This window comes from Collinsella aerofaciens, assembly GCF_015552075.1.
Classification (GTDB): Bacteria; Actinomycetota; Coriobacteriia; order Coriobacteriales; family Coriobacteriaceae; genus Collinsella; species Collinsella aerofaciens_Y.
Genome location: NZ_JADNDZ010000102.1, coordinates 12391 through 35972 on the forward strand (window position 1 = coordinate 12391; position 23582 = coordinate 35972).

Annotated in this window: 21 protein-coding genes; 6 read left to right on the forward strand and 15 right to left on the reverse strand. The window is 61.6% G+C overall.

Annotation, left to right across the window (positions count from 1 at the left end):
* The first annotated feature begins 73 nt into the window (after nt 1–73).
* The 4 genes from I2D41_RS07815 to I2D41_RS07830 all read left to right on the forward strand — a co-directional run bounded on the left by I2D41_RS07815 (nt 74) and on the right by I2D41_RS07830 (nt 4819).
* Nucleotides 74–3112 carry an insulinase family protein gene (locus I2D41_RS07815; RefSeq protein ID WP_195364140.1) on the forward strand — a complete coding sequence of 1013 codons (3039 nt, stop codon included), beginning with the start codon at nt 74–76 and terminating at the stop codon, nt 3110–3112.
* 391 nt (nt 3113–3503) lie between these two features.
* Nucleotides 3504–3767 (forward strand): type II toxin-antitoxin system HicA family toxin, encoded by a 264-nt coding sequence (locus tag I2D41_RS10245; protein WP_195364141.1) that lies wholly within the window; start codon nt 3504–3506, stop codon nt 3765–3767.
* The gene (locus I2D41_RS07825; RefSeq protein ID WP_055285251.1) at nt 3760–4089 is read left to right on the forward strand and encodes a type II toxin-antitoxin system HicB family antitoxin; all 330 of its coding nucleotides are present in this window, start codon (nt 3760–3762) and stop codon (nt 4087–4089) included. Before I2D41_RS10245 ends, I2D41_RS07825 begins: the two co-directional genes overlap by 8 nt.
* 133 nt (nt 4090–4222) lie before the next feature.
* Nucleotides 4223–4819, forward strand: a complete 597-nt coding sequence (locus I2D41_RS07830) for a 5-formyltetrahydrofolate cyclo-ligase (RefSeq protein ID WP_195364142.1) — start codon at nt 4223–4225, stop codon at nt 4817–4819.
* A 42-nt stretch (nt 4820–4861) separates the two neighbouring features.
* Here the strand turns inward: I2D41_RS07830 and metA are convergent, their stop codons facing one another.
* Nucleotides 4862–5788, reverse strand: coding sequence for a homoserine O-acetyltransferase MetA (metA, locus tag I2D41_RS07835; protein WP_118206081.1), 927 nt, complete (start codon nt 5786–5788; stop codon nt 4862–4864).
* Between the two features lie 211 nt (nt 5789–5999).
* Here metA and I2D41_RS07840 point away from each other — a divergent pair, with 211 nt between their 5' ends.
* Complete coding sequence (locus tag I2D41_RS07840) at nt 6000–6977, forward strand: L-lactate dehydrogenase (RefSeq protein ID WP_195364143.1); 978 nt, start codon at nt 6000–6002, stop codon at nt 6975–6977.
* Between the two features lie 132 nt (nt 6978–7109).
* On the opposite strand, the gene I2D41_RS07845 is transcribed toward I2D41_RS07840, so the two are convergent.
* The 13 genes from I2D41_RS07845 to I2D41_RS07905 form a co-directional block, all read right to left on the reverse strand.
* The gene (locus I2D41_RS07845; RefSeq protein ID WP_195364144.1) at nt 7110–8078 is read right to left on the reverse strand and encodes an SIS domain-containing protein; all 969 of its coding nucleotides are present in this window, start codon (nt 8076–8078) and stop codon (nt 7110–7112) included.
* A 141-nt stretch (nt 8079–8219) separates the two neighbouring features.
* On the reverse strand, nt 8220–8984 hold the full coding sequence (locus I2D41_RS07850; RefSeq protein WP_195364145.1) for a GntR family transcriptional regulator: 765 nt from the start codon (nt 8982–8984) through the stop codon (nt 8220–8222).
* 3 nt (nt 8985–8987) lie between these two features.
* Nucleotides 8988–10964, reverse strand: coding sequence for a RecQ family ATP-dependent DNA helicase (locus I2D41_RS07855; protein WP_195364146.1), 1977 nt, complete (start codon nt 10962–10964; stop codon nt 8988–8990).
* Nucleotides 10965–11094: 130 nt separating this feature from the next.
* On the reverse strand, nt 11095–12282 hold the full coding sequence (locus tag I2D41_RS07860) for an IS110 family RNA-guided transposase (protein WP_271741683.1): 1188 nt from the start codon (nt 12280–12282) through the stop codon (nt 11095–11097).
* A 428-nt stretch (nt 12283–12710) separates the two neighbouring features.
* Nucleotides 12711–13430: a GntR family transcriptional regulator gene (locus I2D41_RS07865; protein ID WP_195364147.1), complete on the reverse strand. Its 720-nt coding sequence runs from the start codon at nt 13428–13430 to the stop codon at nt 12711–12713.
* A 104-nt stretch (nt 13431–13534) separates the two neighbouring features.
* Nucleotides 13535–14542, reverse strand: a complete 1008-nt coding sequence (locus tag I2D41_RS07870; RefSeq protein WP_195364148.1) for a YitT family protein — start codon at nt 14540–14542, stop codon at nt 13535–13537.
* A 355-nt stretch (nt 14543–14897) separates the two neighbouring features.
* Nucleotides 14898–15527 carry an HAD family hydrolase gene (locus tag I2D41_RS07875; protein ID WP_195364149.1) on the reverse strand — a complete coding sequence of 210 codons (630 nt, stop codon included), beginning with the start codon at nt 15525–15527 and terminating at the stop codon, nt 14898–14900.
* 159 nt (nt 15528–15686) lie between these two features.
* Nucleotides 15687–16670 (reverse strand): SIS domain-containing protein, encoded by a 984-nt coding sequence (locus I2D41_RS07880; protein ID WP_229025861.1) that lies wholly within the window; start codon nt 16668–16670, stop codon nt 15687–15689.
* Between the two features lie 199 nt (nt 16671–16869).
* Nucleotides 16870–17703: a PTS system mannose/fructose/sorbose family transporter subunit IID gene (locus I2D41_RS07885; RefSeq protein WP_006235135.1), complete on the reverse strand. Its 834-nt coding sequence runs from the start codon at nt 17701–17703 to the stop codon at nt 16870–16872.
* Between the two features lie 13 nt (nt 17704–17716).
* On the reverse strand, nt 17717–18511 hold the full coding sequence (locus I2D41_RS07890; RefSeq protein ID WP_195364150.1) for a PTS mannose/fructose/sorbose/N-acetylgalactosamine transporter subunit IIC: 795 nt from the start codon (nt 18509–18511) through the stop codon (nt 17717–17719).
* Nucleotides 18512–18547: 36 nt separating this feature from the next.
* Entirely contained in the window at nt 18548–19471 is a 924-nt protein-coding gene (locus tag I2D41_RS07895; protein ID WP_161145296.1) for a PTS mannose/fructose/sorbose transporter subunit IIAB, read from the reverse strand.
* A 182-nt stretch (nt 19472–19653) separates the two neighbouring features.
* Complete coding sequence (locus I2D41_RS07900; RefSeq protein WP_195364151.1) at nt 19654–20736, reverse strand: DMT family transporter; 1083 nt, start codon at nt 20734–20736, stop codon at nt 19654–19656.
* Between the two features lie 258 nt (nt 20737–20994).
* On the reverse strand, nt 20995–21987 hold the full coding sequence (locus I2D41_RS07905) for an SIS domain-containing protein (RefSeq protein WP_006235139.1): 993 nt from the start codon (nt 21985–21987) through the stop codon (nt 20995–20997).
* A gap of 206 nt (nt 21988–22193) precedes the next feature.
* Between I2D41_RS07905 and I2D41_RS07910 the strand changes: the two genes are divergently transcribed.
* On the forward strand, nt 22194–22916 hold the full coding sequence (locus tag I2D41_RS07910) for a GntR family transcriptional regulator (protein ID WP_195364152.1): 723 nt from the start codon (nt 22194–22196) through the stop codon (nt 22914–22916).
* Nucleotides 22917–22961: 45 nt separating this feature from the next.
* Here I2D41_RS07910 and I2D41_RS07915 read toward each other — a convergent pair whose 3' ends face one another.
* Nucleotides 22962–23543, reverse strand: coding sequence for a GNAT family N-acetyltransferase (locus I2D41_RS07915; RefSeq protein WP_118226089.1), 582 nt, complete (start codon nt 23541–23543; stop codon nt 22962–22964).
* Between the last annotated feature and the right edge of the window lie 39 nt (nt 23544–23582).

Here is a 23582-nt window from a genome sequence, read left to right on the forward strand (position 1 = left end):
GCGGCCCCATATGGGTATACTCTCGGAGATTCGACTCGATTCGCCCCCACTGGGGCGTCAAAGGAGACTGCACATGCCCACCACCTCAACCGACCCGCGCTCCACCGCCGCCGCACTGCTGGCACCCGGAACCACCTGCCACGGCTTTGCCGTCGAGCGCCGCGAGACCGTGCCCGAGCTCGACGCGGATGCCTATGTGCTGCGCCACACCGCCTCGGGCGCGCGCCTGCTGTACCTGGCGTGCGATGACGAGAACAAGGCCTTTGCCATTGGCTTTAAGACGCCGCCGGCCGATTCCACCGGCGTGTTCCATATCCTTGAGCACTCGGTGCTGTGCGGATCGGCCAAGTTCCCCGTTAAGGAGCCGTTTGTCGATCTGATCAAGAGCTCCATGCAGACGTTCCTCAACGCCATGACCTACCCCGACAAGACCATCTACCCCGTTGCCACTACCAACGAGCAGGACCTCTACAACCTGATGGACGTGTACCTGGACGCGGTGTTCAACCCGGCCATCTATACCAAGCCCACCATTTTTGAGCAGGAGGGCTGGCACTACGAGCTGGACCTGCCGGAGGGCGCCGAGGGCGAGGGCGACGGCAGCTCCGCGAGCCTGCGCGAGGGCACGCTGCGCTATAACGGCGTGGTATTCAACGAGATGAAGGGTGCGCTGTCCGATCCCATGAGCGTGCTGGACGACGCCGTCAACGCCGCGCTCTACCCCGACACCGCCTATGCGCACGAGAGCGGCGGCGACCCGCGCGCGATTCCGACGCTCACCTACGAGCAGTTCCTGGACACGCACGCCCGCCACTACAACCCTTCTAACTCTTATATAACGCTCTACGGCGACCTGGACGTGGACCGCGCGCTGGCCTTTTTGGACGAGCGCTATCTGTCGCAGTCGAGCGCCGCGAGCCGCCGCATGGACGCAGCCGTTGCCGCCGGCGAGGACCCGGCCGCGTTGGCGCCCAATCCGCTGGGCGTGCAGGCGCCTGTGACCTGCGAGTACCAGCGTATCGAGATGGCCACCACGCCCGAGAACGCCCTGGTGGGCCTGGGCTTTGTGCTGGGCAGCGCGCTCGACCGCAAACGCACGATTGCGGCGGACATCCTGTTCGAGGCGCTGCTGGGCTCCAACGAGGCGCCGGTTAAGAAGGCGATCCTTGCTGCCGGCCTGGGCGGCAACGTGGTGAGCTACACCGCGGCCGAGAGCCTGCAGCCCTACGAGCTCATCATGCTGCAAAACGCTCAGCCCGGCGTGGCGCGCGAGGTGCGCCGCGTATTCCAGGACGCCTGTCGCAACCTGTGCGAGCACGGCGTTCCGCGCGAGCGCCTGGAGGCCATCATCAGCAGCAACGAGTACGACCTGCGCCAGCGCGACTACGGTATTGCCGACGGCGTGGCCATTGCGTGCGACGCGCTGAGCACGTGGCTCTACGATGACGACGCTGCGACGCTGGCGCTCAAGTATGGCCCGGTGTACGAGGAGCTGCGCGGCGAGCTGGACGGCAGCTATTTTGAGGACCTGCTGCGCGAACTGGTGCTGCAGAACGATCACATGGCACTGGTCGAGCTGGTGCCGGTGGACGCCGCCGAGGGTTCGGAGGGTGCCGAGGCCGCCGAGCTGGCAGCCAAGCGCGATGCCATGACCGATGCCGAGCTGGCCGACGTGGTCGAGCGCACGGCCGCGCTGCGTGCCGCGCAGGAGGCGGAAGACACACCCGAGGCCAAGGCCACGCTGCCGCGCCTGCGCGTGTCCGACATTGGCGAGGCGCGCCCCGAGCCGCCACTGGTCGTGGACACGACCGCGCCCATCCCCTGCCTGCGCCACGGCATCCCCACCAACCGTCTGGCCTACGCCATGCAGTATTTCGACCTGAGCTGCGTCGCGTTTGAGGACCTGCCCTATGTGACACTGCTCTGCCGCCTGCTTAAGCAGCTGCCCACGCGCGAGCATTCGGCCGAGGAGCTCGACAATTTACTTGCCGGCAAGCTCGGCTTTTTGAGCTTTACGACCGAGGTCATGACCCAGCCCGACGTGGACGGCGTGCGCCCCTACTTGCTGGTGAGCGCCGGCGCCCTGTCCGAAAAGATCGACGCGCTGGCGAGCCTGCCGCGCGAGGTGTGGTCGAGCACATTGCTGGCGGACGCCGATGCCGACCGCGTGCGCGACGTGCTCACGCAGATTCGTATTGGGCTTGAGCAGGGCTTTATCAACAACGGCCACTCGGCGGCGCTCGGTCGCGCGATGAGCTACAGCTCGCCTTCGGCCGTGGTGCGTGAGCAGCTCTCGGGCGTAGACTTCTACCTGTTCCTGCGCGATTTGCTCGACCACTTTGACGAGCGCCTGGACGGCCTGCGTGCCAAGCTTGCCGAGCTGGCAGGCCGCATCTTTGTGGCCGACGGCTGCCTGGCGAGCTTTACCGGCAGCGACGAGGACTTTGACGCGTACTGGGATGCCGCGGGCGACCTGGGGCTGGGTGCGGGCGATGGTGCCGGCCGCGACGCGCTCGTGGTACCGACGCCGTGCGACCGCCACGAGGCTTTTGTCATCCCCAGCGACATCTGCTTTGCGGCAAGCGCGTGCGACCCGCGTCGCTTGGGCATTGACGTGACTGGCACCTGGGCGGTTGCCGCCAACGCACTCTCCTACGACTACCTGTGGAACGAGATCCGCGTGAAGGGCGGCGCGTACGGCTGCGGATTCCGCGCGGCCGGCGAGCGTCAGGCGGCGTTCTACACCTACCGCGACCCGGCAATCGATCCTTCGATTGAGCGCGTGGAGCGCGCAGGCGAATGGCTCGGCAGCTTTGAGCCCGACGAGTCCGCCTTCGAGGGCTTTATCGTGAGCTGCGTGAGCGGCATGGACGCGCCGGTGAAGCCGTACGCGCTCACCAAGCGTCGCAACACGACCTACCTGGCCGGGCTCGATCCGCACGCACGCGAGGAACGTCGCGCCCAGATGCTCGCGGCCACACCCGCTGAGCTGCGCTCGTTCGGCGCCGATGTGACGCGCATCGCAGCCGTGTCGCCCACCTGCGTCTTTGGCGGCCGCGAAGTCATCGCCAAGAGCAACGCCGGCTTTAACGTCATCGACCTGCTGGGCTAACGCACAAAGGTAGATTTTTAGGACATGCCTGAAAATCTACCTTTTTCTGCGGCTTGGGCGAGGCGGCGCAGCCCACCGCGGCGGTTTGTCTCGATCTGTAACATCTAGGCGGTAATATTGGATCCAGATGTTACAAATCGAGACGTTTTCGGATGATGCCGGCCCTTTGTCTCAATCTGTAACATCTAGGTCAGATTTTGCAGAGTTACTGTTACAGATCGAGACAAACCGCCGCAGACGCCCATCACAGCACAGACCACCACAAAGGTGCCTGTCCCCTTTCTCAGTGGTGATTCGAACGCTTGTTCTATACGTACACATGTTCTATATTATGAGTGTTTGCATCGGACTTAAATTGCAACTATAATATAGTTGCAGGATGTGAGGCAGGATGACTCGGATCGACAAACTCATCGCCCAGCTGCTTAGCCGTCCTTCAACGTATAGATTTGCTGACTTTCTTAAAGTTATGGCTTCATATGGCTTTGAAATGGACAACAAAGGCAGGACATCCGGATCGCGCATTCGCTTCTACAGGCCATCGGACGGCAGAATGTTCGTGATGCACGCACCCCATCCATCTGACGAATTGACGGCGGGAACCATCCGAAACATCGTTCGATTTCTACAAGATGTCGGAGGCAGCCATGAGTAACGTTTTGGCTTACAAGGGTTATTTCGCCCCGGTCGAGTTCGATGCCGAACAGCACGTGCTGACAGGTATGGTCGCCGGCATTAGGGACGCAATTGTATTTGAAGGCTCCACGGTTGAAGAAGTGGAGCGATGCTTCCACGACGCCGTCGACGATTACCTTGAGTTTTGTGCCGAAAAGGGCAAGGAACCAGAGCGGGCTTTTAAGGGCTCATTCAATGTGAGAACAGGCTCCGAGCTTCACAAGCAGGCAGCACTGGCGGCGGCAAAGAAGGGTGAATCGCTTAACAAATTTGTGGCCGAAGCAATCGCCGCGGCGTTGTAATAGAGACGAGTCGCCATCAAAACCACTACGAGGGTGCCTGTGTTCCCTTCGTGGTGGTTTTCGCTGTTTGCCCAGATAAAACCTGCCAAAATAAACCTGTCTCTTTTTGGCAGGTTTGCTAGAGGAGGTTGGGATGGACAAGGCTGAGTTGCGACGGGCGGTGATTGCCCGACGTGACGCTCTTGATTTGGATGTGCGGGCGGCGAAGTCTGCCGTTATCTGTGCGCGGCTGGTTGAGCGACTGGGTCGCTCGGATCCCGCGGCACCGCACACCGTTGCCGTCTATGCCGCGATGGGTTCCGAAGTCAACCCAGCCGCGTTTGCCGCAGCTGCCGCCAAACGTGGCTGGCGCGTGGCCTATCCGTGCATGCTCTCGGCAACAGACGCCGCAGCTTGTGGCCAGCGCATGTGTATGCGGGCAGTTGCCGCCGACGATGCATCCGCGGCACCGTTTATCGCCCACCCCACGCGGGCCTTCGCGGCCACGGACATCGACAGCAGCCGCTTCCCTATCGTGCCTGCCGACGCTCTCGACATGATCGTCGTGCCGCTCGTAGCCTTCGACCGCGCCGGCGCGCGCCTGGGCTACGGCGGCGGCTGCTATGACCGCTACCTGCCCATGCTCTCGCCCGCATGCCAAATCATCGGCATCGCCTTTGACGAACAGCGCGTCGACCACATCCCCACCGATGCCCACGACCTGCCGCTGCCCAACATCATCAGCGCCTGATCGCCGCCACATCAGCCACGGCTACAGCAGCACCATCGCAGTCTAGTGCTCCTCGCCGGCGCGGGCCAGGTCGTAGGGCGTGGTCTGGTAGACGTAGTAGTTGAGCCAGTTGGTGTAGAACAGCTGAGCCTGGCTGCGCCAGACGTTGCGCGGCTCGGCGGCGGGGTCGTCACCCGGGAAGTAGTGCGCCGGCACCTGAGGGTTGAGCCCGCGCTTCACGTCGCGCTCGTACTCCAGGCGCAGCGTGTCGGTATCGTACTCGGGGTGACCAAAGACAAAGAAGCGGCGGCTGTCGGTCGACTTGACGATGTACAGGCCCACCTCGTCGGACACAGCCACGACCTCAAGCTGCGGCTCGGCCTCCACGTCCTCGCGGCGCACATCGGTGTTGCGCGAGTGCACGGCATAGAAACGGTCGTCGAAGCCGCGGACCAGCGGGCTTTGCGGCTTCACCAGATAATGCTCGAACACGCCACTTGCCTTGGCCGGTAGATCGTACTTCTGAATGCCGTAATGATGGTAGAGCCCCGCCTGCGCGCCCCAACAAATGTGCAGCGTAGAGTGCACGTGTGTGGTGGACCAATCCATGATCTGGCAGAGCTCGGGCCAGTAGTCGACCTCCTCGAACGGCATCTGCTCCACGGGCGCGCCCGTGATAATCAGGCCGTCGTAGTGGATGTCGCGGATGTCGTCGAACGTGCGGTAGAACGTCTCCAGGTGACCGGCGCTCACGTGCGTGGCCTCGTGCGTCTTGGTGCGCAGCAGGTCCACCTCCACCTGCAACGGCGTGTTGGAGAGTTTGCGCATAATCTGCGTCTCGGTGGCGATCTTGGTGGGCATGAGGTTGAGGATGAGCACACGCAGCGGACGGATGTCCTGGTGCAGCGCGCGGTACTCGGTCATGACAAAGATGTTCTCGCTCTCGAGCTGCGCGGCGGCAGGGAGGGCGTCGGGGATGCGAATGGGCATGGATGCTCCTTACGAGTCAGTTGCAGCTATGGTACAACGAGCGGCCCCATCCGCGCGAGCACATCGCCCAGCGATGCCGTCAGCGGCCCAAATCACCCCAAAAGTAGAGATTAAGGCATGTCCCAAAAATCTACGGCGCTTTAGCCTAGCAAAGTGGCAGCAGGACGCTACAATGGTTCGACGCGAAAAACTCGGCCGAAAGGATACATATATGTACCAGACGCGTAAGATCGGTGTGGTTGGCCAGGGCCACGTAGGAGCACATGTCGCCAATAGCCTGCTTATGCAGGGCATTGCCGACGAGCTGTACCTGTGCGATATCAACGAGGCCAAGGTGACGTCCGAGGTCCAGGACCTGCGCGACTCCCTTTCGTTTGTCCCGTACAACACCAAGATCGTCAACTGCTACGACTACTACGAGGAGCTGGCCTGCTGCGACGTCATCGTCAACGCTGCCGGTAAGGTCGCGCTGGCCGCCGGCAGCCGCGACGGCGAGCTGTTCTTTACCACCGACGCCGCCCGCACCTTTGCCAAGCGCATCGTCGACGCCGGCTTTGACGGCATCTTCGTGAGCATCTCCAACCCCTGCGACGTCGTGTGCACCGAGCTGTGGCACCTGACCGGCTACGATCCCAAGAAGATCATCGGTTCGGGCTGCGGCCTGGATTCCGCCCGCCTGCGCACCGAAATCTCCAAGAAGGTCGGCGTGAGCCCCAAGTCCATCGACGCCTACATGATCGGCGAGCACGGCTTTAGCCAGCTGGCCGCCTTTAAGGCCGCAACCGTCGCCGGCAAGAGCCTCAACGAGCTTCAGGCCGAGAACCCCGACAAGTACGCCTTTGACCACATGGAGGTCGAGGAGCTTGCACGCAAGGGCGGCTATGTAACCTACCAGGGCAAGCAATGCACCGAGTACGCCGTCGCCAACTCCGCCGCGCGCGTCTGCGCCGCTGTGCTGCACAACGAGCACGCTGTGCTTTCCGCCTCCACGCTTATGACCGGCCAGTATGGCGAGGAGGGTATCTTTACCTCCCTGCCGTGCGTGATCGGTGCCGAGGGCGTCGAGGAGGTCTACACGCTGGACCTGTCCGAGTACGAGCTCGAGGGCTTCCACAAGAGCTGCCAGCACATCCGCGACAACATCGCCCAGCTCGACTGGTGGGACACCGAGGCCTACGACGCAAAGTAGGCCGCTGCCTGCCGCAACCTTGCGATTCTAAGCGCGATACTAAGCGGGCCGCGCCGGAAATCCCCGGCGCGGCCCGCTTTTTTGACTCACGCAGTGCCCTTGCGAATCGAAGGTGAATGGTTTTCCCGTTACTTAGTACTGCTCGATGCCCATGTAGCGACGGATCTCGGGGCTGTGGTCGAACACCTTGCCGCGGGCGGCGCGCAGCTCGCAGCTCATCGCATAGAAGAAGATCGGCTCTAGGAACGAGCGCACGCTAGCGGGCACCTCGCCCACGCCGTACTCGAGCGCATCGAGCACCATGAGCGTGTCGGTGTGCGTGTTGAGGAACGCAAGCGCGCGCTCCTCCATGGGGCGGCACTCGCCTGCGCCGAGCTGCACAAAGTAGAACACGCCGGGCTCGGTGGCCTCGAAGGGGCCGTGGAAGTACTCACCAGAGTGGATGTAACAGCAGTGCTGCCATTGCATCTCCATGAGCGAGCAGATAGCCATGGCGTAGGTCTGGCTAAAGTTGGGGCCGGAGCCCAGGATGTAGAAGAACTTGTGCTGCTGGCAGAGCTCGGCAAAGCGGTCACCCAGCTCGGCGTTGACCTTCTCGCGAGCGGCGGGCAACAGCGCGTCCATCTGCTTAAGGCCAGCATACATGTCGGCGAGTGCTTCGTAGCCCTCCTGCTGATCGAGCAGCTCAGCGGCGATCAGAGCGCCGATACCCTGCGGGACCTCGGACTGCGGCACGCCCTCGCCCCACGGATAGACCCAGGTGGTCCACTTGCCGCTATCGATCTTGGAGCCCTCGCAGTCGGTCATGGCAACGACCTCGGCACCGGCAGCCAGCGCCATCTCGCAGCCGTCGACGACCTCCTGCGTGTTGCCGCTGTGGCTGCAGGCGATGACGAGCGACTTCTCGCCGAGGCTCTTGGGGGCCATCAGGCAGAACTCACGCGCGGTGTAGACCGTCGAGGTAAACGTGATGGCCTCGCGCTTGAGCAGCTCGTTAGCCGGCATCAGGTCGATCATCGAACCGCCGCAGGCGATCCAAAAGACGTTCTCGATCTTGCCCTTGCGCTCTATGATTTCCTGAACCAGATCATGTGCGTTCATACTGATGTTCCTCCTTGTATGGCAACTTTAGACGACAGCTCGTACCTGCGGTCGTTCTATGTTGTCCTATTTATACCACGCAAGCTATCGCTCGGAAAGTCATTTCGGCAAATTTGTTCTATGTTGTTCTATCTATGAACGTTAGATGTCGAACACGTAGCGCGATCCCACGATCTTTTGGCGGCCGAGCAGCAGAGGCTGCTCATCAAAATCGGTAAAGTACGCCTCCATGTAGAAGAGCGGCTCGCCGATCGGAACCTCGAGCAGCGGGGCCGCCTGAGCATCGGCAAGCGCAATCTCCACCGTGCAGGGATCGGATTTGAGCGGCGAACGACCCGAATGCTCGGCAACAAGCGCAAAGATCGAATTGTCGGTAAGGTCATCGTCGGCCAGTGTTTGCAGATACGGATGGTCGGCAAGCACAAAGGCGTTGTTCTCGAGCATGACGGGGACGCCGTCGGCCGTACGCACGCGCTCGACCACGATAAGCTCGCAGCCGGGCTCCACGCCAAAGAATGCCGCATCCTCGTGCGTCGCCGCGACCACCGTGCGCGACACCAGGCGCGCGCCCGGCACCATATCGTTTGCAACGCAGCCATCGGTAAAGCTCTGAACATCGCCTTTCTGGACAATCTTGCGCTTGAGCTTGGGAGCGCACACAAAGGTACCCCTCCCCTGCTGGCGGCTAAGATACCCCGCGCGCGACAGCTCCTCGATGGCGCGGCGCACGGTGATGCGCCCCACGCCGTAGGACTTCGCGAGCTCCATCTCGGATGGAATGCGCGAGCCGGTCGGATACACACCGCGCGAGATCTCGCCCTTTAGGTCGTCCATAACCTGCTGATACAGCGGCACGGCGGGCACCTCGGCGCGCTCGGAACGCTCTGTTTTGCTCTCGGTTGCCATAGTTTACGCTCCATCCCGTGCGTGCTCGGATTCAAACTCTTCAATCGCCGTCATAAACTGCTCACCAAAGCTGTCGGCCTTTTTCTCACCAATACCGTTGACCTGGATAAGCTCGTCGCGCGTCTGCGGGCGCAGGCGGCACATGCCGCGCAGGGCCTTGTCGGAGAAGACCATATACGGCGCTATCTCGAGCTCGGTCGAGATCTCCTTGCGGAGTGCCCGCAGACGCTCGAACAGCTCGGCGTCGTCGCCCACGCGCGGACGCTGGTCCAGCTCGGCTTCCTCGCGCAGCAGGTCCACCGCACGACGGGCGCGCGCTGAGGCCTTGCGCTTGGACGCGCGGCGCTTAATGGTAAAGGCAAAGGCCTCGTCCTCGACCTCGCCGGCGCGCGGGCCCAGGCCCACCACCGGATACTGACCCTGCGAGGTGGCCAGGTAGCCACGGCCGCACAGCTGGCCGATGATGTCCTTAATGCGGCCGACCGATTCGCTCGACAGCTCACCATAGCCGCGGTCCTCGTCCAGATGCATCTGGCGAATGCGCTCGGTATTGCCGCCGTGGAGCACATCGGCGATCAGCGACTTGCCAAAGCGCATAGGGCGCATGGCAACGTAGCGCACGGCGGCGCGTGCCATGTCGGTGACGTCCTCGACCTCGAACTGCGTGAGGCAGTTGCTGCAGTTGCCGCAGCCCTCGGCCTCGTCTTCCGCGCCAACCGCGCACGCAACCGCATGCTCGGCCGCGGCCTCGTCGCCAAAGTAACGCAGCATGTATTCGCGCAGGCAGCCGGTGGTGTTGCAGTAACCCTCCATCTGGCTGAGCAAACGGTAGCGGTTCTGGAGCGCCCACGCGCGCTGCTCGTCGTCGAGCGCTTCGTCGGCCGCATCGCCGCGGTCGATCAAAAAGCGGCGCATGCGGAAATCGTTGCCATTCCACAGCAGGTGGCAGCTCGCCGGATCGCCATCGCGACCGGCGCGGCCCGCCTCCTGATAGTAGGCCTCGATGCTCTCGGGCACGTTGTTGTGGATCACGTAGCGCACGTTGGGCTTGTCGATACCCATGCCAAAGGCGTTGGTGGCGACCATCACCTGGATGTCGTCGTCGATAAAGGCGCGCTGGCTCTGGCGACGGGCATCGTTGCCCATGCCGGCGTGGTAGCGGCCCACGCGAATGCCGCTGGGACCCAGAGCCTCGGCAAGCTCGCCTGCCAGGGCATCGACCGTCTTGCGGGTGGAGCAATACACGATGCCGCTCTCGCTCGAATGCGCAATCACGTAGTCGCGCACCCACGCGGTCTTGGCCTTGTCGCCCATCTCCTCGCAACCAAAGTAGAGGTTCTTGCGGTCGAAGCCCGTCACCACGGTCGCCGGGTTTTGCAGGCCGAGCATCTGCTGAATATCCGCACGCACACGCTCGGTCGCCGTAGCGGTAAAGGCCGCCACGATGGGACGCTGCGGCAGCGAATCGATAAACTCGCGAATCTGCAGGTAAGCGGGGCGAAAATCCTGACCCCACTGGCTTACGCAGTGGGCCTCGTCAATCGCCACGAGCGGCACGCCGATGCCGTCGGCGGCCGCAGCTTCCTGCGCAAAGGCGAGAAAGCGCGGCTCGAGCAAACGCTCGGGCGCCACGTACATAAGCTGGTAGCGACCCTCGCGTGCACGCTTAAGCACCGTGTTTTGCTGAGCCGGCGTAAGGCTAGAGTTGAGGTAGCTGGGGCGCGCACCCGCCGCGAGCAGCGCGCGGGTCTGGTCCTCCATAAGCGACAGCAGCGGGCTCACCACAAAGGTGATGCCGGGCAGCATGAGCGCGGGCACCTGGTAGCAGATGGACTTGCCGGCACCCGTGGGCATAACGCCCAGCGCATCGCGACCGGCAAGGATCGCATCGACCATGCGGTCCTGGCCCGGGCGAAACGAAGTGTAGCCAAAATAGGCGCCGAGCGTGTCGAGCGCCATCTGCTGCATGCTATCGGTCATGGTTTCCTAACGTCAGAATCATCTGCCGCCGATTATACGCCGCCACGCGGACCAGCGTCGCCCGGCTGTCAGCCACGCTCATTCTGCGGGTAATCATTGGGTGTTCCTATAGTTTTGTCAACCGTCGGGGCTACTCCCGGTAGGGCACCCGGTCGCGCATCACGGCGTATATCGCCCTGAGCCGCTTCCTCGCGACGGCCTTGAGCGCCCGTCCGTGCCCCATGCCCCGTGCCCTGCAGGCCCGGTAGTACTCGCCGTAGCGCCCCGAGGACCTCACCAGGCTGTTGCACGAGAAGATCAGCAGGGACTTGAGCCTCGCGTCGCCGCGCCTGGACGCCCTGACCGACCTCACCGACGTGCCGGAGCTCCTCACCCTCGGGGCTATGCCGCAGTACGAGGCCAGGTGGTCGTGGTCCGGGAACCTCCCGATGTCGACCGACACCGCGAGCTGCGCCGCGGTCCTCGGGCCGATGCCGGGCACGGTGAGCAGGCACGCGTAGGTCTCGTCGCCCTCGAGCAGCGCCGCCGTCTCGGCCTCGAGGGCCCCGGCCTCGTCGAGGGCTTCCGATATCCGGGCGGCCAGGAACCTGACCTGCCTGTTCTCGGCCTCGACGAGCGCCGGCGGGGGCGCGGTGGAGGCGGCCGCGGCCTCCCCGGCGGCCTCGGCCCGCGGGCCCTCGGCCCCGGAGCGGGCGATCCCCCACGCCCCGCCGAACCCGGCGAGCAGCTCCAGCCACCGCCGGTCCGACAGGTCGACCGCGGCCTCGAGGGCCGGGCAGGACTCGAGCAGCACCGCGCGCAGGCGGTTCTTGTCCCTGGTCGCGCAGGCGACGACGTGGTCGCGCTGCGACGAGAGGGCGCGGGCGGCCTCGAGGGCCTCGCCGCGGCCCGGGACCCCCGACAGGGAGTCCGGCACGCCCAGGGCGGTCCGCGCGATCACCGCGGCGTCGCGCTCGTCGGTCTTGGCCTCGCCGGCGAACAGGCCCGCGGCGCGGCTGGCGGCGAGCCCGGGCAGGTAGGCGACCCCGAGCCCCGCGGCGCGGGCCCGCCTCACGGCGAGGGACCCTATGTTGCGGAACTGGTCGACGACGACGAGCGTGCCGGCGGGCGCGGAGGCGAACAGCGCGTCGAGCTCGGCCTCCCTGTTGCGGACGGGGGCGCTGGCCAGCACCTCCCCGTCGCGGTCGATCAGGCAGGCCCAGTGCGACGACTTGCCGACGTCCAGGCCGAGCACGGCCGCGGGTCTGGTGGATGGCGCTTTCACGGTGGTATCCTTCCGGTAGTCGTTCGACCGGATGGCCTCCCCCTCGGCACTCACATTACCAGCCGCGGCACCTGCCCGGCACTTTCCTATCAGCCGTCGGGGGCGGCGCGTCCCGCGCCGGCAGCACCCAACTGGCCCTCTCGGGGGCAGGGACGTTCGGCCGTGCGCGGGCGCCCGGTCGGGGGCCCGTTCTGGGCGCGCCTCAATCGTAGCCCGAGACGGTCCCGGGCTGACAATTTCGACTGTAATGGACGTTCTTGAATGACTAGTCGTTTAAGAACGTCCCCAATGACTAGTCTCTTGACAAGCGCGGAAACGTCGCTGGTTGAGCATAAGTCAGCGAAAACGCCCCTAAGCGAGCAAGGTGACGTGAAAGAGGAGGGAAGCGTACTTCGGTACGCGACCGACGATTGAACGTCAGATTGCCGCTTAGGGGCGTTTGCAGCGTCGGCCCGTTACGCGGTTTGGTAAAACCGCGTAACCTACATGACCATGACGTAGCGGCTGCCCACGTAGTACTGCTTGCCGAGCAAAACCGGTTCATCGTTGGGACCGATAAAACCGACACGCAAGTTGAGCAGCGGATCGTGCGGGGCAATGCCCAGCTCGGCAGCCTGCTCGGTGTTGGCGCGAACGGCCTCGACCGTGCGGTGGCCAACCGAGACGATCGGGATGCCGCCGACACGCTCGACCTCGGCAAAAATCGACTTGTCCTCAAGATCGGCCGTCAGCAGCTCGCGATACTGGTCAAACGGCACAAAGACGTTTTCCTCAAAGATGGGCTCGCCGTCGGCCGTACGCACGCGCTTGATGTGCAGCAGCAGTGCACCCTTCGGCAGACCAAAGAATTCCATCTCGTTTTGACGCGCCGGCACAATCTGGCGATCGACTACATGCGTGCCCGCCTTCATGCCATTGTCAGCACATAGCGCGGTAAACGTCTGCAGCAGCGAGGCGTGGAACTGGCGATTGATGTGCGGCGTGGCGACGAAGGTGCCGCGTCCCTGCTGCTTAACCAGGTAGCCATCGGAGCACAGCTCCTCAACGGCACGGCGCACGGTGATGCGGCTCACCTCATACTGTTCGGCAAGCTCGAGCTCGGACGGAATGCGCTCCTTGGGTGTATAAACACCCTTTTCGATCGCGTCCTTGATCTCGTCGTAAATCTGCTGGTAAAGCGGTGCGTTTTTAGGTGCGGACATATCTGGTCACTCTTATCAAAATAGCGAAATAACTCATACGTATATAACGTCTTTTTATATGTTACCTCACTTTGATAAAACGATATACCGCATACAGCAAATCCTTACTTGCCGTCATCCTGCTGCAGGCTGTCCTGCTCGCTCAGGCGCGCCTGCCTGCTGGCCATACGCGCCGGCTTATCCGGATCGGGCACAGCCGTGGGCATAGGTTCGTCAACATGACCGCCCCACCAGCCGCCCACAAAGTTGAGCGTGTGGAACACGTTGATTACGGCGCCGGGGTCCACGTCGCACACCAGCTTGACGATATCCTGGCTCTCGTAGGTCGAGACAACGGTATGCAGCAGGTACATCTTCTCGCGGCTGTACCCGCCAACAACCTCGGCACAGCTAATGCCGTGCTGAAAATGGTCGACATAGGCGGTCATGATCTCGTCGGCCTTGCGCGTCGTGATCTGCAGCGTCACGCGGTCGTAGCGACGATAGAAGCTGTCGATTGTCTTGGTCGAAATAAACTGGAACACGATGGAGTACGCCGCCTTGTCCCAGCCAAACATAAAGCCAAAGATCGCCAGGATAAAGCAGTTGAAACCAAAGATGACGCCCCAGATGGTCTTGCCCGTGTGGTTGGAAACCCACAGCGCGATAAAGTCGGTACCGCCGGTGGATGCGCCGGACTTAAGCGCGATGGCAGCGCCCAGACCCGAGACCACGCCGCCAAAAATGATGAGCATGATCTTGTCGCCCAAAAACGGCGCGAAGTGAAAGACGTTGAGGAACAGCGATGAGAGCACGACCTGCATCATCGAGAAGATGACGAAGCGCTTGCTAATGCCGCTCCAACATAGGAGCGCCACGGGGATGTTGAGCGCGAGCATACCGAGCGAGATGTCGATGTGAACGCCGCCGAGCGAGGTAACGCGATCGAGCAGGACCGCGACGCCGGTGAGGCCGCTCGGAAGCAGGTCGGCGGGTTGAATGAACGCCTGGATCAGGAATGTCTGGAGAACGGCGGAAATTGTGACCGCCACGGCGGTAATAGCGCGGCGAACGATGGTGAGACGGCCGAGCATGAGCACGCGGTCCGTGAGCTGATCGATGGCGTTCGCCACGTAGGCTCCTTTCGAAGACAGATGTGGTTGTGGGGCATGCCCGCGATTGTAGCATGGAGCGTACGGGGGCGCTTCAATTCACCCTCCCTCGACAACCAAAGCGGGACCAGCAACCCCCACGACCAGAGGCCCAAATTACAAGTGAGTAGACCTTTTACGATCTGCCGAGCACACCCAAAACCGCCACCCCTGTGACCTGCGGTTTTACAAAGGAAGATATGCATTGTGCTCGGCCTACGCCAAAAAGTCTACTCACTTAGCCCGAATCGAAGCCAAACGGATCAAAATCGAAACCAAATTGAGCCAATCCACCGCAAAAAACGTTTGAACCCGTGCTTCTCGCGGCGGATTGACACTACAAAGCGGCCAAAATGTCGGTCAGATTATCAATAACGGCATCGGCTCGCGATTGATCGAGGTTGACGCCCTCGTGCGGACGCAGCGCCAGGACGTGGGCACCGGAGCGCTTGCCGGCCTCGATGCCCATGGGCGAGTCCTCGATCACCAGGCACTCAGCGGGCTCCACGCCCAGCGCCTCCATGGCGCGCTGGTAGATCTCGGGGTCGGGCTTAAACGCGCTGCACTCGTGGCCGCTGATGGTGTAGTCCAGCACGTCGGCAATGTCGGCAATCTCCACCAACTCGTCGATAAGCTCACGGTAGGACGAGCTCGCGATGGCGCACTTCACACCACGCGCGCGCAGCGCACGCATTACCGGCGCCGTCTGCTCGTTAAGCAGTTCGGCATACGGAACGGGATGGACCGGGCTGTAGACATGCTTGTACTCTACGCGCAGGCGCTCGCGCAGCTCGACATCGTCGGGAACCAGTGCCTCCCAAATGGCCGGTTCGTTAGACCCCGAAAGATCGGGGATCTCGTCAAAGTGAAACCCCTTCTCTTCCATAAACGCCACGCGGCGGCGGTTGTAGAACCACTCGGTATCGACCAGCACGCCGTCCATATCAAACAGCACTGCCTTGATCATACGCATCTCCTCCCACCTGCCAAAAAGGGACAGGTTTATTTTGGTAGGTTTTATCTGGGATTTGCGACGCGACAGACACGCCCTCCCCAGAGCAAAAAAGGGGACGGGGCGCAAACCCCATCCCCTCTCAATCAACCCGTAAGGTCTACTTACTTGTGATTAGTAGGAAAGCTTCCACATGTAGCGGCGCATGGTCAGCGGGTGCTGACGGGCCTCGGCGATCTGGTTGCCGTACTCGCGCATAACGGCGAGGTGCAGCAGCGGGTTGAAGTAGGTGACGACGCTCGCGGGCACGGCGTCAGCCAGGCCGTAGTCCTTGGAGTCGATCAGAGCGACCTTGGCGCCCATGCGCTCAAGGAAGGTGAGGGCGCGGGCGTCCATCGGACGGGTAGCGCCATCGGACATGAAGAAGACGTAGGGCTTACCCTCGGTGGAAACCTCGAACGGGCCGTGGAAGTACTCGCCGGTGTTGTAGGCGGCGGCGTCGATCCACTGCATCTCGGTGAACAGGAAGGCGGCGTGAGAGTAAGCCATCTTCTCGGAGGCACCAGAGGCCATGAAGTAAATCATCTTGTCGTCCTTGAAGTCCTCAGCGAACTTCTTGGCGAGCTTCTTGCAGGACTGAGCAGCGTTCTCGCAGAGATCGAAGACGTTGGTGAGGCCGGTGATCATGTCGTCGTACTTGTCATAGCCCTCGGTCTGCTGAAGGATCTCGAGAGCAAGAGCGATGGCATAGCCGGGCTTCTCGCACTTGGCAGCGAAGTTGGCGTGGAAGCCGTGAACGATGACGTAGTCAGCGTCGACGGTCAGAGCGGAGCCAGCCTTGTTGGTGAGGGAGACGACCGGGCAGTTGTGCTTCTTGGCGGTCTTGTTGGCCTCGACGGTCTCGGGCGTGGAGCCACCGAGGGAGCAGGTGATCACGAAGGTGTGCTCGTTGACCCAGGAAGGCGTGTCGTAGTTGAACTCGTTAGCGGTGAAAATCTGAACGTTCAGCTTGTCCGTGTTGTTGGCCAGGAAGTACTTGGCGGGGTACAGGTCGGACATGGAAGCACCGCAGCCGACGAAGGCGACACTGTGGATCTCGTGGTTGGACAGGACGTCAGCGACGATCTGCTTAGGGAGGTTAAGGTCGATCTCGTACATCTGACACATTCCTTTCGATTTTTGCGGCGCCACATTGCCGGGCGCTCGCAGGGTTACCGTGATTTGGACCGAGTCGCCGGCCCGTTGAGGATGCGACAAAGGGACTGTCCCATTGTCGCATTTTAGGGATGGAAGCCTGCCTGGGGTATGGGATGCCAGGCAGGCCCCCGGGGGAAAGCGGTTAGGCGCTTGGTCGCGACTAGGCCAGAATGCCGGCCGCGGAGAGGGCGATGCCGCCCACGATGGCGATCACGAGAAGCCAACCGGTGTTGACGTTCTTCTTGATGAGCCAGTACATAAGGCCGGTGAGGCCAAGGGAGATCATCTGGGGCATCATGCCGTCCAGGATGTCCTGGATAACGACGGTGCCCTCAGCGAACTGCAGCGGGGTGGTGGCGCCGATCAGCGTGGCGATCATGCCGCCCACGGACATAAGACCCACGATGCCGCAGACATACATGAGCTTCTCCATGAGGTCGCCGCCCTGAAGCTTGCTCAGGTACTCGTGGCCGCCCTGATAGCCCATCTTGGCGGCGAACCAAGTAATCAGCACAGAGGGGACGATGGAGATGAGCATGGCCAGGATCGGGCCCATGATGGAGCCCTGCTGAGCCAGCTGAACGCCCAGGCCAAAGGCGATAACGCGGATGGTGCCCTGGAAGAAGGAGTCACCGATGCCGGAAAGCGGACCCATGAGGGAGGTCTTGACCGCGTTGATCGAATCGGGATCGAAGTTCTCGGGATCCTTGGCGTACTCCTCCTCCATGGAGGCGGTGAGGCCCAGGATAAAGGCGCTCGTCTGCGGGGTGCAGTTGTAGAACGCCATGTGACGGTGGTAAGCCTCTTTCTTAGCAGCGAGCTGCTTGGGGTCGGACTCGTCCGGATAGAGGCGATCGAGCGTGGGAACCATGCCGTAGAGGAAGCCCATGTTCATCTGACGCTCGTAGTTCCAAGAGGCCTGGATGGCCCAGGAGCGCCAGAAGAACTGGCTGACCTTCTTGTTCAGGGACACGTCCTTGGTTGCGGTTGCCATAGTGTGTTCCTCCTTAGTCTTCGTCGTCTTCGAGCGGATCGTAGTCGGAATCGACACCGGCGGCTGCATGGGAACCGTTGAACTTGAAGCCCATGAAGACGACAGCCAGGCACACACCGATCAGAGCGACCGCGATGACGGACAGGTTGAGGTAAGCGGCGAGCAGGAAACCGATGAACAGGAACGGAGTCATACCCTTCTTGATCATCATGGTGAGCAGCAGGGCCAAGCCGTAGGCGGTCATGATCTTGGTCGAAACGTTAAGACCAACGGACAGCCACTCGGGAACCATGTTGACGATGGCCTGAACCAGGTCGGTGCCAACAAAAACGGCGAGGAAGATCGGCAGGAAGTACATGACGGCGTACAGACCGGAGCCGGCGCAGATGTGCATACGGTAGGCGGTCTTGAACTTTCCGTTATCGATCGCGCTATCTGCCACATGGGTGAGGGCGGCGATGATGGAACGGAACACGATGCCGAGAAGCTGACCCAGGACGGCGACCGGGATGGCGATCGTCATGGCGGTCTCGGCGGAAGCATCGGTCAGGCATGCGAAGGCAGCGGCCACGATGCCGCCCAGGACCATATCGGGCGGAACGGCGGCGCCGACCTGCACCAGGCCCATGGACACGAGCTCGACGGCGGCACCGACGGCAAGGCCGGTGGGCACATCGCCCAGCAGCAGACCGACGAGCGTAGCGCCAACGAGGGGCTGCTCGAAGTTAAGACGACCGAGCAGGCGGGAGTCCCACATGCAGAACACGCCGACGAGGCCGACGAGCACCGCACTGATGAACGTATTCATACCCTTCTCCTTTCAGTCAGGCAAAAGCCTGGTTGATTACAGCTTGGCGTCGATGTCGACGCTCTGATACGTAGGGGTCTGCTGAACATAGAGCTTGATGCCCATGTCGAGCAGCTGATTGACGTCGGCCTTCTGGGTGGCGTCGAGAAAGACGGAGCTGTCCTTGCCGCCGACCTGATCGGCACCGTCGTGGTTGGCGGTGGCGCCCAGGTTGATGGCGTCGAGCTTGTAGCCCTGGCAGAACTGCAGCATCTCGGCAGTGTTGCCAAAGACGAACATGACGCGCTCGCCGAGGGTGTTGAGCTTGTCCATCTTGGCGAGGGCACGCTCGACGGTGAAGACGTTCAGGCGCACGCCCTGGGGCTTGGCCAGCTTGAGAGCGCCCTTCTTGATGTCATCGTTGGCGGCAGCGTTGTCGACGACGATGATGCGCTCGGCCTGAACCTTGGTGGTCCAGGTAAAGACGACCTGGCCGTGCAGCAGACGGTAATCAAGACGTGCGAGGACGATCTTGGCGGGACCGGAGCTGTGACGGGACGCCTTGGCCTTCTTGGCGGGAGCCGCGGCAGCCTCGACCGGTGCGTTGGGGTTGGTCAGACCGGTGCGGGCCTCGTTGATGAGGGCTGCGAGCTCGGCACCCTTGACGGGGACGGGGCTCATAGCGAGCGTGAGCGCCAGCGGGATGTTGAAACCGCTGACAACCGTGAACTTCGTGCCGTTCTTGGAAAGCTCGACCATGCTGTTGTTGACCGAGCTGCCGAGCATATCGGTCAGCACATAGACGGTGTCGTCCGCGTTGAACGTGGCGATCATGGCGTCCACCTTATCGGTGATGGGCTCCTTGTCGTCACGAGCAAGCGACACGACGTGGACGTTCGACACGTCGCCGAGAACCATCTCGAGCGTGTCTTTGGCGCCTGCGGCCAGGCCGCCATGAGATGCGAGAATGATCTGATTCATCTTGCCTCCTCCTTTTCGTTATGGTCATTATAACGTCTTATACGTTGCTTATATTGCTAATTAGTATAAAGACCGTTCGCGGGTGAAAATCGACCGTTGACGGGTTTAACGTATTTGAAACGTTGGGGCTGGGTAGGCCGCGCTGGCTGGATAACCCGAGGTCAGACCCTGCGCGCAATCCTCTATCGCACAAAGTACCAGGGGCTTTCCTGCACGGTGGGCTCCAGCGCGATGCCGGTGCGCTCCTTAAACAGATCCATGTCCTGCGATTTCTCCGTCCACCACGCGTTGGGCTTAAAGGTCATGCTCTCAACAACATGACCGACAAACACACTGTTGCGCAGCTTGGAGAAGTCGGTGTTCATGATCAGGATGGACGCGAGCACCAGCACGATGCCCAGGACCTTGATCGCGCCGGCGGGCTCAGCGTAGATGCCAATGCCCACCAGTACGGTGACGACCGTCTCGAAAGACATTACGACGGGAACTTTCGACGTCTCGAGCCCCATGGACAGACCCTGCATATATAAGATGTAAGCCACGGCTGTGGGGATGAGTCCAAAGCCAAGGAACAGCAGCAGCAGCTGTGGCGACATTGCCGCGGCGACATCCGGCCACGGAGCCGCGATAGCCGCCATAACCGCACCGCCAAAAACAAAGCCCCAAAACGTGACAGCCAGCGGGTGGACTGTCTTGGTTGCTATCCGGCTAAACACCGCGAGCGACGCACCGCAAAGGCCTGCAATCACGCCCGACGTGACGCCCCAAACCGAAAAATGAAAACCGGAAAGGTCGCCATTGGTCACTGCAAGCACGCAGCCAACGATGTTAAAGACAATGGCGACGAGCTTGTTGGGGGTCACGTCCTCGCGATAAAGCACGCGGCCGAGCACGACGCCAAACACCGGCGAGGTATAGAGCAGCACCGAGGCCGTGGACATGCCCACCTCGCCCATGCACTCGTAATAGCAGGTGTTGGCGGCGGCCAGGCCGACAATACCGACAAGCGCGCAGGGAACAAGCTCTTTAGGGCTTGCCTTGAACAGTGCCAGCGGACCCTGAGCCACGGTAGACCCCTCACCCGGACGGCAGCCCATAAACATCAGGACCGGCGCCAAGATAAGCGCTCCGACCAACAAGCGAAAGGCAGCCATGCTCTGGGACGAAACGCCCATGGCCGAGATGCCGTTTACAAAGATTCCGATGCTGCCCCACATAAGCGCGGCGATCAGCACCAGCACATAGCCCAGATTGCTTTTCTTCAACGCAGCCTCCTCGGTATTGTTTCCAATATGTTTCACACTACGTTATAGTCGTTATATACATTTTTCAAGACACAAATCGGCGGACGGGAAATGATTCCCAGGAGTGTCCCCAAGTGCCGGCACAAAAGGAACGTCCCCAAGTGCCGCCCTGGATTCAGTTGCGGTGAAATAGTTCCTAAATAGAGGCTTCAAGCCCCCAAGCAGGAACTATTCCACCGCAACTTATGAGGACATCGAGCTGTTAGGCCGCTCTATCCCCTAGTAGTCCAGCTTCCACATGTAGCGGCGCGTCATGTAGTCCTTGTGGGTGACGGCAGAGAGCGCGCGCATGTACACGTTGTTGAGGATCGGCGCAAAGATTAGGTGGTTGAAGTACTCGCTCACGCTGTCCTTGATGTCGTTGAGGCCGAGCTCCTTGGCGTCAAGCTGATAGACGCGCTCGCCACCGTACTGGTTGACGAAGCGGATGCCGCGCTCGTCGTTGCAGCGGCTGCGGCCGACGCTGATGAGCTGGAACAGCGAGGTGCGCTTGTCCAGGATCTCGAAGGGGCCGTGGAAGAAGTCGCAGGTGTTGATGGTGCAGGAGTCGATCTGCAGCATCTCCTGCACGTTGCAGATGCTAAAGACGTAGGCGGCACCAAAGAGCGGGCCCTGGGCCATGACGTTGATGCAGGGCTTGTCGGCGTTCTGCTCGGCCCACTTAGCAGCGAGCGGACGGGTGTACTCGACGGCCTTGCGATAGATGGGGTCGACCAAGTCGAACGCGGCCATAGCGGTCTCGTACTCGGCATAGCCCTCGGTCTGCTGCGTAAGCTCCATGGCGATCATGGTCACGACGGCAGAGTTGGTGCGACCCATGCAGGACTCGTCGACGGCCAGGCTGTCGTACTGAATCTTGTAGTCGCAGACCTCGGTGAGGCCGGACTCGTCAACATAGATGGCGATGGTGCTGGCGCCGTGGTCCTTGGCGACCTGGGCGGCGACGATGGTCTCCTTGGTGCCGCGCATGGACACGACGACGGCCAGGGTGTTCTCGTTGACGTAGGCCGGGGTGGCGTGCACGAACTCGTTGCTGGTGTAGCTGGAGCTCACGACCTGCGTGGCCTCGTGCTCCATAAAGTACTGGGCAGGATAGTTGCCGCCGTTGGATCCGCCGGCGCCAATCCACACGACGCGCTTGATGCCGCCCTTGTCTGCCTTGTCAGCCAAAACCTGGGAGACGACGTCCTTAACCTGTTCCTGAGTAGTCATCGTGCATCAGCCTTTCTTCTCGTTTGATGCTCATAACAGGCATACAAGTTACATACATGTTTTGGTTATGTCGACTAGTTGTATGCTATATTTATCTTAGAATTTTTGCTGATGCGGTTTTTGATAATTGGCTACCAGCTGTTTTGTTGTCGTATTGAATACATGCTTGCTTAGATAAGCATACAAGTTAGATATAGGCTGATCGCATGAACGCTTCATCTAAAAAGAAACTGAGCCAATACGAGCGCTTGGCGGGTACGCTTCGCGACCGCATCGCCGCCGGCATCTACGCACGCGGAGACAAGCTGCCGTCCGAGATGGAGCTCATGGACGAATCGGGGCTGTCGCGCAGCACCGTACGCCATGCCCTTAAGGTGCTCGTTGATGAGGGTCTGGTTCGAACCGAGCGCGGGCGCGGCGCCTTTGTGGCCGACACGCCGGCGCTCCACGAGAACAACCTGGTGTTTTCGAGCTATACGGCGCAGGTCCAGGGTCAGGGCATGAAGCCCACCACGCGCACGGTGGACTCGGGCTTTACCAAGGCGGGCGGCAGTATAGCTAAGTTCTTTGATGCGGCCGTGGGCAGCAAGCTCGTCAAACTTGTCCGTCTGCGCTATCTGGACGATGCGCCGCTGTGCCTGGAGACTACCTATCTACCACCGAGCTTTGAAGCACTCATCGATCGCGATATCAATGGTTCGCTCTACGCGACGCTGCGCCAGGAATTCCATCGCGCGCCGGCACAGGGGCACAAGACCTTTGAGGTGTGCTATGCCTCGCAAAACGAGGCGTTTTTGCTCAACGTTGAGCGCGGGCAGGCGCTGATCCTAATCACCGACTACGTCTACGACACCGACGGCCGCCCGCTCCATGTCTCCAAGCGCATCCAGCGCACCGACCGTGCCAAATACACCGAGCCCATCGGCTAACCTGCCAAAACCACCACAAAGGGGACAGGCACCTTCGTGGTGGTTTTAGGCGAGGAGGTCGGGGAACCAGGTTGGCTTGGGCTGGTTGGGCGTGCGCTCGGCTAGGACCAGCTCCATCCAACACATGTCGTACCAGCGGCCGAACTTTTGGGCGCAGCGGTCGAAGGCACCCACCAGGCGATATCCCATATGGGCATGGAAATCCTGGCTGTTGTGCGTCAGATACTCGTCGTCCTTATCGTGCGGCACGGCGATGAGCGCGCACATGTTGGTGATGCCCATCGCAATCAGGCATTGCTTGAGCGTATCGTGCAACTTGCGACCCAGCCCGCCATGGCGCACATCGCGTGCCAGGTAGATCGACGTCTCGACCGACCAGTCGTATGCCTCGCGGCTGTTGAGCGGACTCACATAGGCATAGCCTATCGGACGCCCGTCCAGCTCCATCACCAGGTACGGATAGCGCTTGAGCGTACGCTCGATGCGCCCGGCGAACTCCTCAACGCTCGGCACCTCGTATTCGCAGGTAATCGCCGTCTGGCGCACATATGGCTCATAGATGGCAAGCAACGCCGGCGCGTCTTCGGGCGTCGCCAGGCGAATCGTCGGCTCGGACATCTCGGTCATACAACTCTTCTCCCCCAAAAGCAAAGGCCGCCCTGCGCC

Excerpts from the sequence above, each read along its gene's own strand:
- I2D41_RS10245 (WP_195364141.1), top strand. The coding sequence starts at position 3,504 with ATGACTCGGATCGACAAACTCATCGCCCAGCTGCTTAGCCGTCCTTCA.
- I2D41_RS07855 (WP_195364146.1), bottom strand. The coding sequence starts at position 10,964 with ATGACCGATAGCATGCAGCAGATGGCGCTCGACACGCTCGGCGCCTAT.
- I2D41_RS07850 (WP_195364145.1), bottom strand. The coding sequence starts at position 8,984 with ATGGCAACCGAGAGCAAAACAGAGCGTTCCGAGCGCGCCGAGGTGCCC.
- I2D41_RS07825 (WP_055285251.1), top strand. The coding sequence starts at position 3,760 with ATGAGTAACGTTTTGGCTTACAAGGGTTATTTCGCCCCGGTCGAGTTC.
- I2D41_RS07885 (WP_006235135.1), bottom strand. The coding sequence starts at position 17,703 with ATGGCAACCGCAACCAAGGACGTGTCCCTGAACAAGAAGGTCAGCCAG.
- I2D41_RS07875 (WP_195364149.1), bottom strand. The coding sequence starts at position 15,527 with ATGATCAAGGCAGTGCTGTTTGATATGGACGGCGTGCTGGTCGATACC.
- I2D41_RS07915 (WP_118226089.1), bottom strand. The coding sequence starts at position 23,543 with ATGACCGAGATGTCCGAGCCGACGATTCGCCTGGCGACGCCCGAAGAC.
- I2D41_RS07865 (WP_195364147.1), bottom strand. The coding sequence starts at position 13,430 with ATGTCCGCACCTAAAAACGCACCGCTTTACCAGCAGATTTACGACGAG.
- metA (WP_118206081.1), bottom strand. The coding sequence starts at position 5,788 with ATGCCCATTCGCATCCCCGACGCCCTCCCTGCCGCCGCGCAGCTCGAG.
- I2D41_RS07830 (WP_195364142.1), top strand. The coding sequence starts at position 4,223 with ATGGACAAGGCTGAGTTGCGACGGGCGGTGATTGCCCGACGTGACGCT.
- I2D41_RS07890 (WP_195364150.1), bottom strand. The coding sequence starts at position 18,511 with ATGAATACGTTCATCAGTGCGGTGCTCGTCGGCCTCGTCGGCGTGTTC.
- I2D41_RS07905 (WP_006235139.1), bottom strand. The coding sequence starts at position 21,987 with ATGACTACTCAGGAACAGGTTAAGGACGTCGTCTCCCAGGTTTTGGCT.
- I2D41_RS07845 (WP_195364144.1), bottom strand. The coding sequence starts at position 8,078 with ATGAACGCACATGATCTGGTTCAGGAAATCATAGAGCGCAAGGGCAAG.
- I2D41_RS07895 (WP_161145296.1), bottom strand. The coding sequence starts at position 19,471 with ATGAATCAGATCATTCTCGCATCTCATGGCGGCCTGGCCGCAGGCGCC.
- I2D41_RS07815 (WP_195364140.1), top strand. The coding sequence starts at position 74 with ATGCCCACCACCTCAACCGACCCGCGCTCCACCGCCGCCGCACTGCTG.
- I2D41_RS07880 (WP_229025861.1), bottom strand. The coding sequence starts at position 16,670 with ATGTACGAGATCGACCTTAACCTCCCTAAGCAGATCGTCGCTGACGTC.
- I2D41_RS07840 (WP_195364143.1), top strand. The coding sequence starts at position 6,000 with ATGTACCAGACGCGTAAGATCGGTGTGGTTGGCCAGGGCCACGTAGGA.
- I2D41_RS07910 (WP_195364152.1), top strand. The coding sequence starts at position 22,194 with ATGAACGCTTCATCTAAAAAGAAACTGAGCCAATACGAGCGCTTGGCG.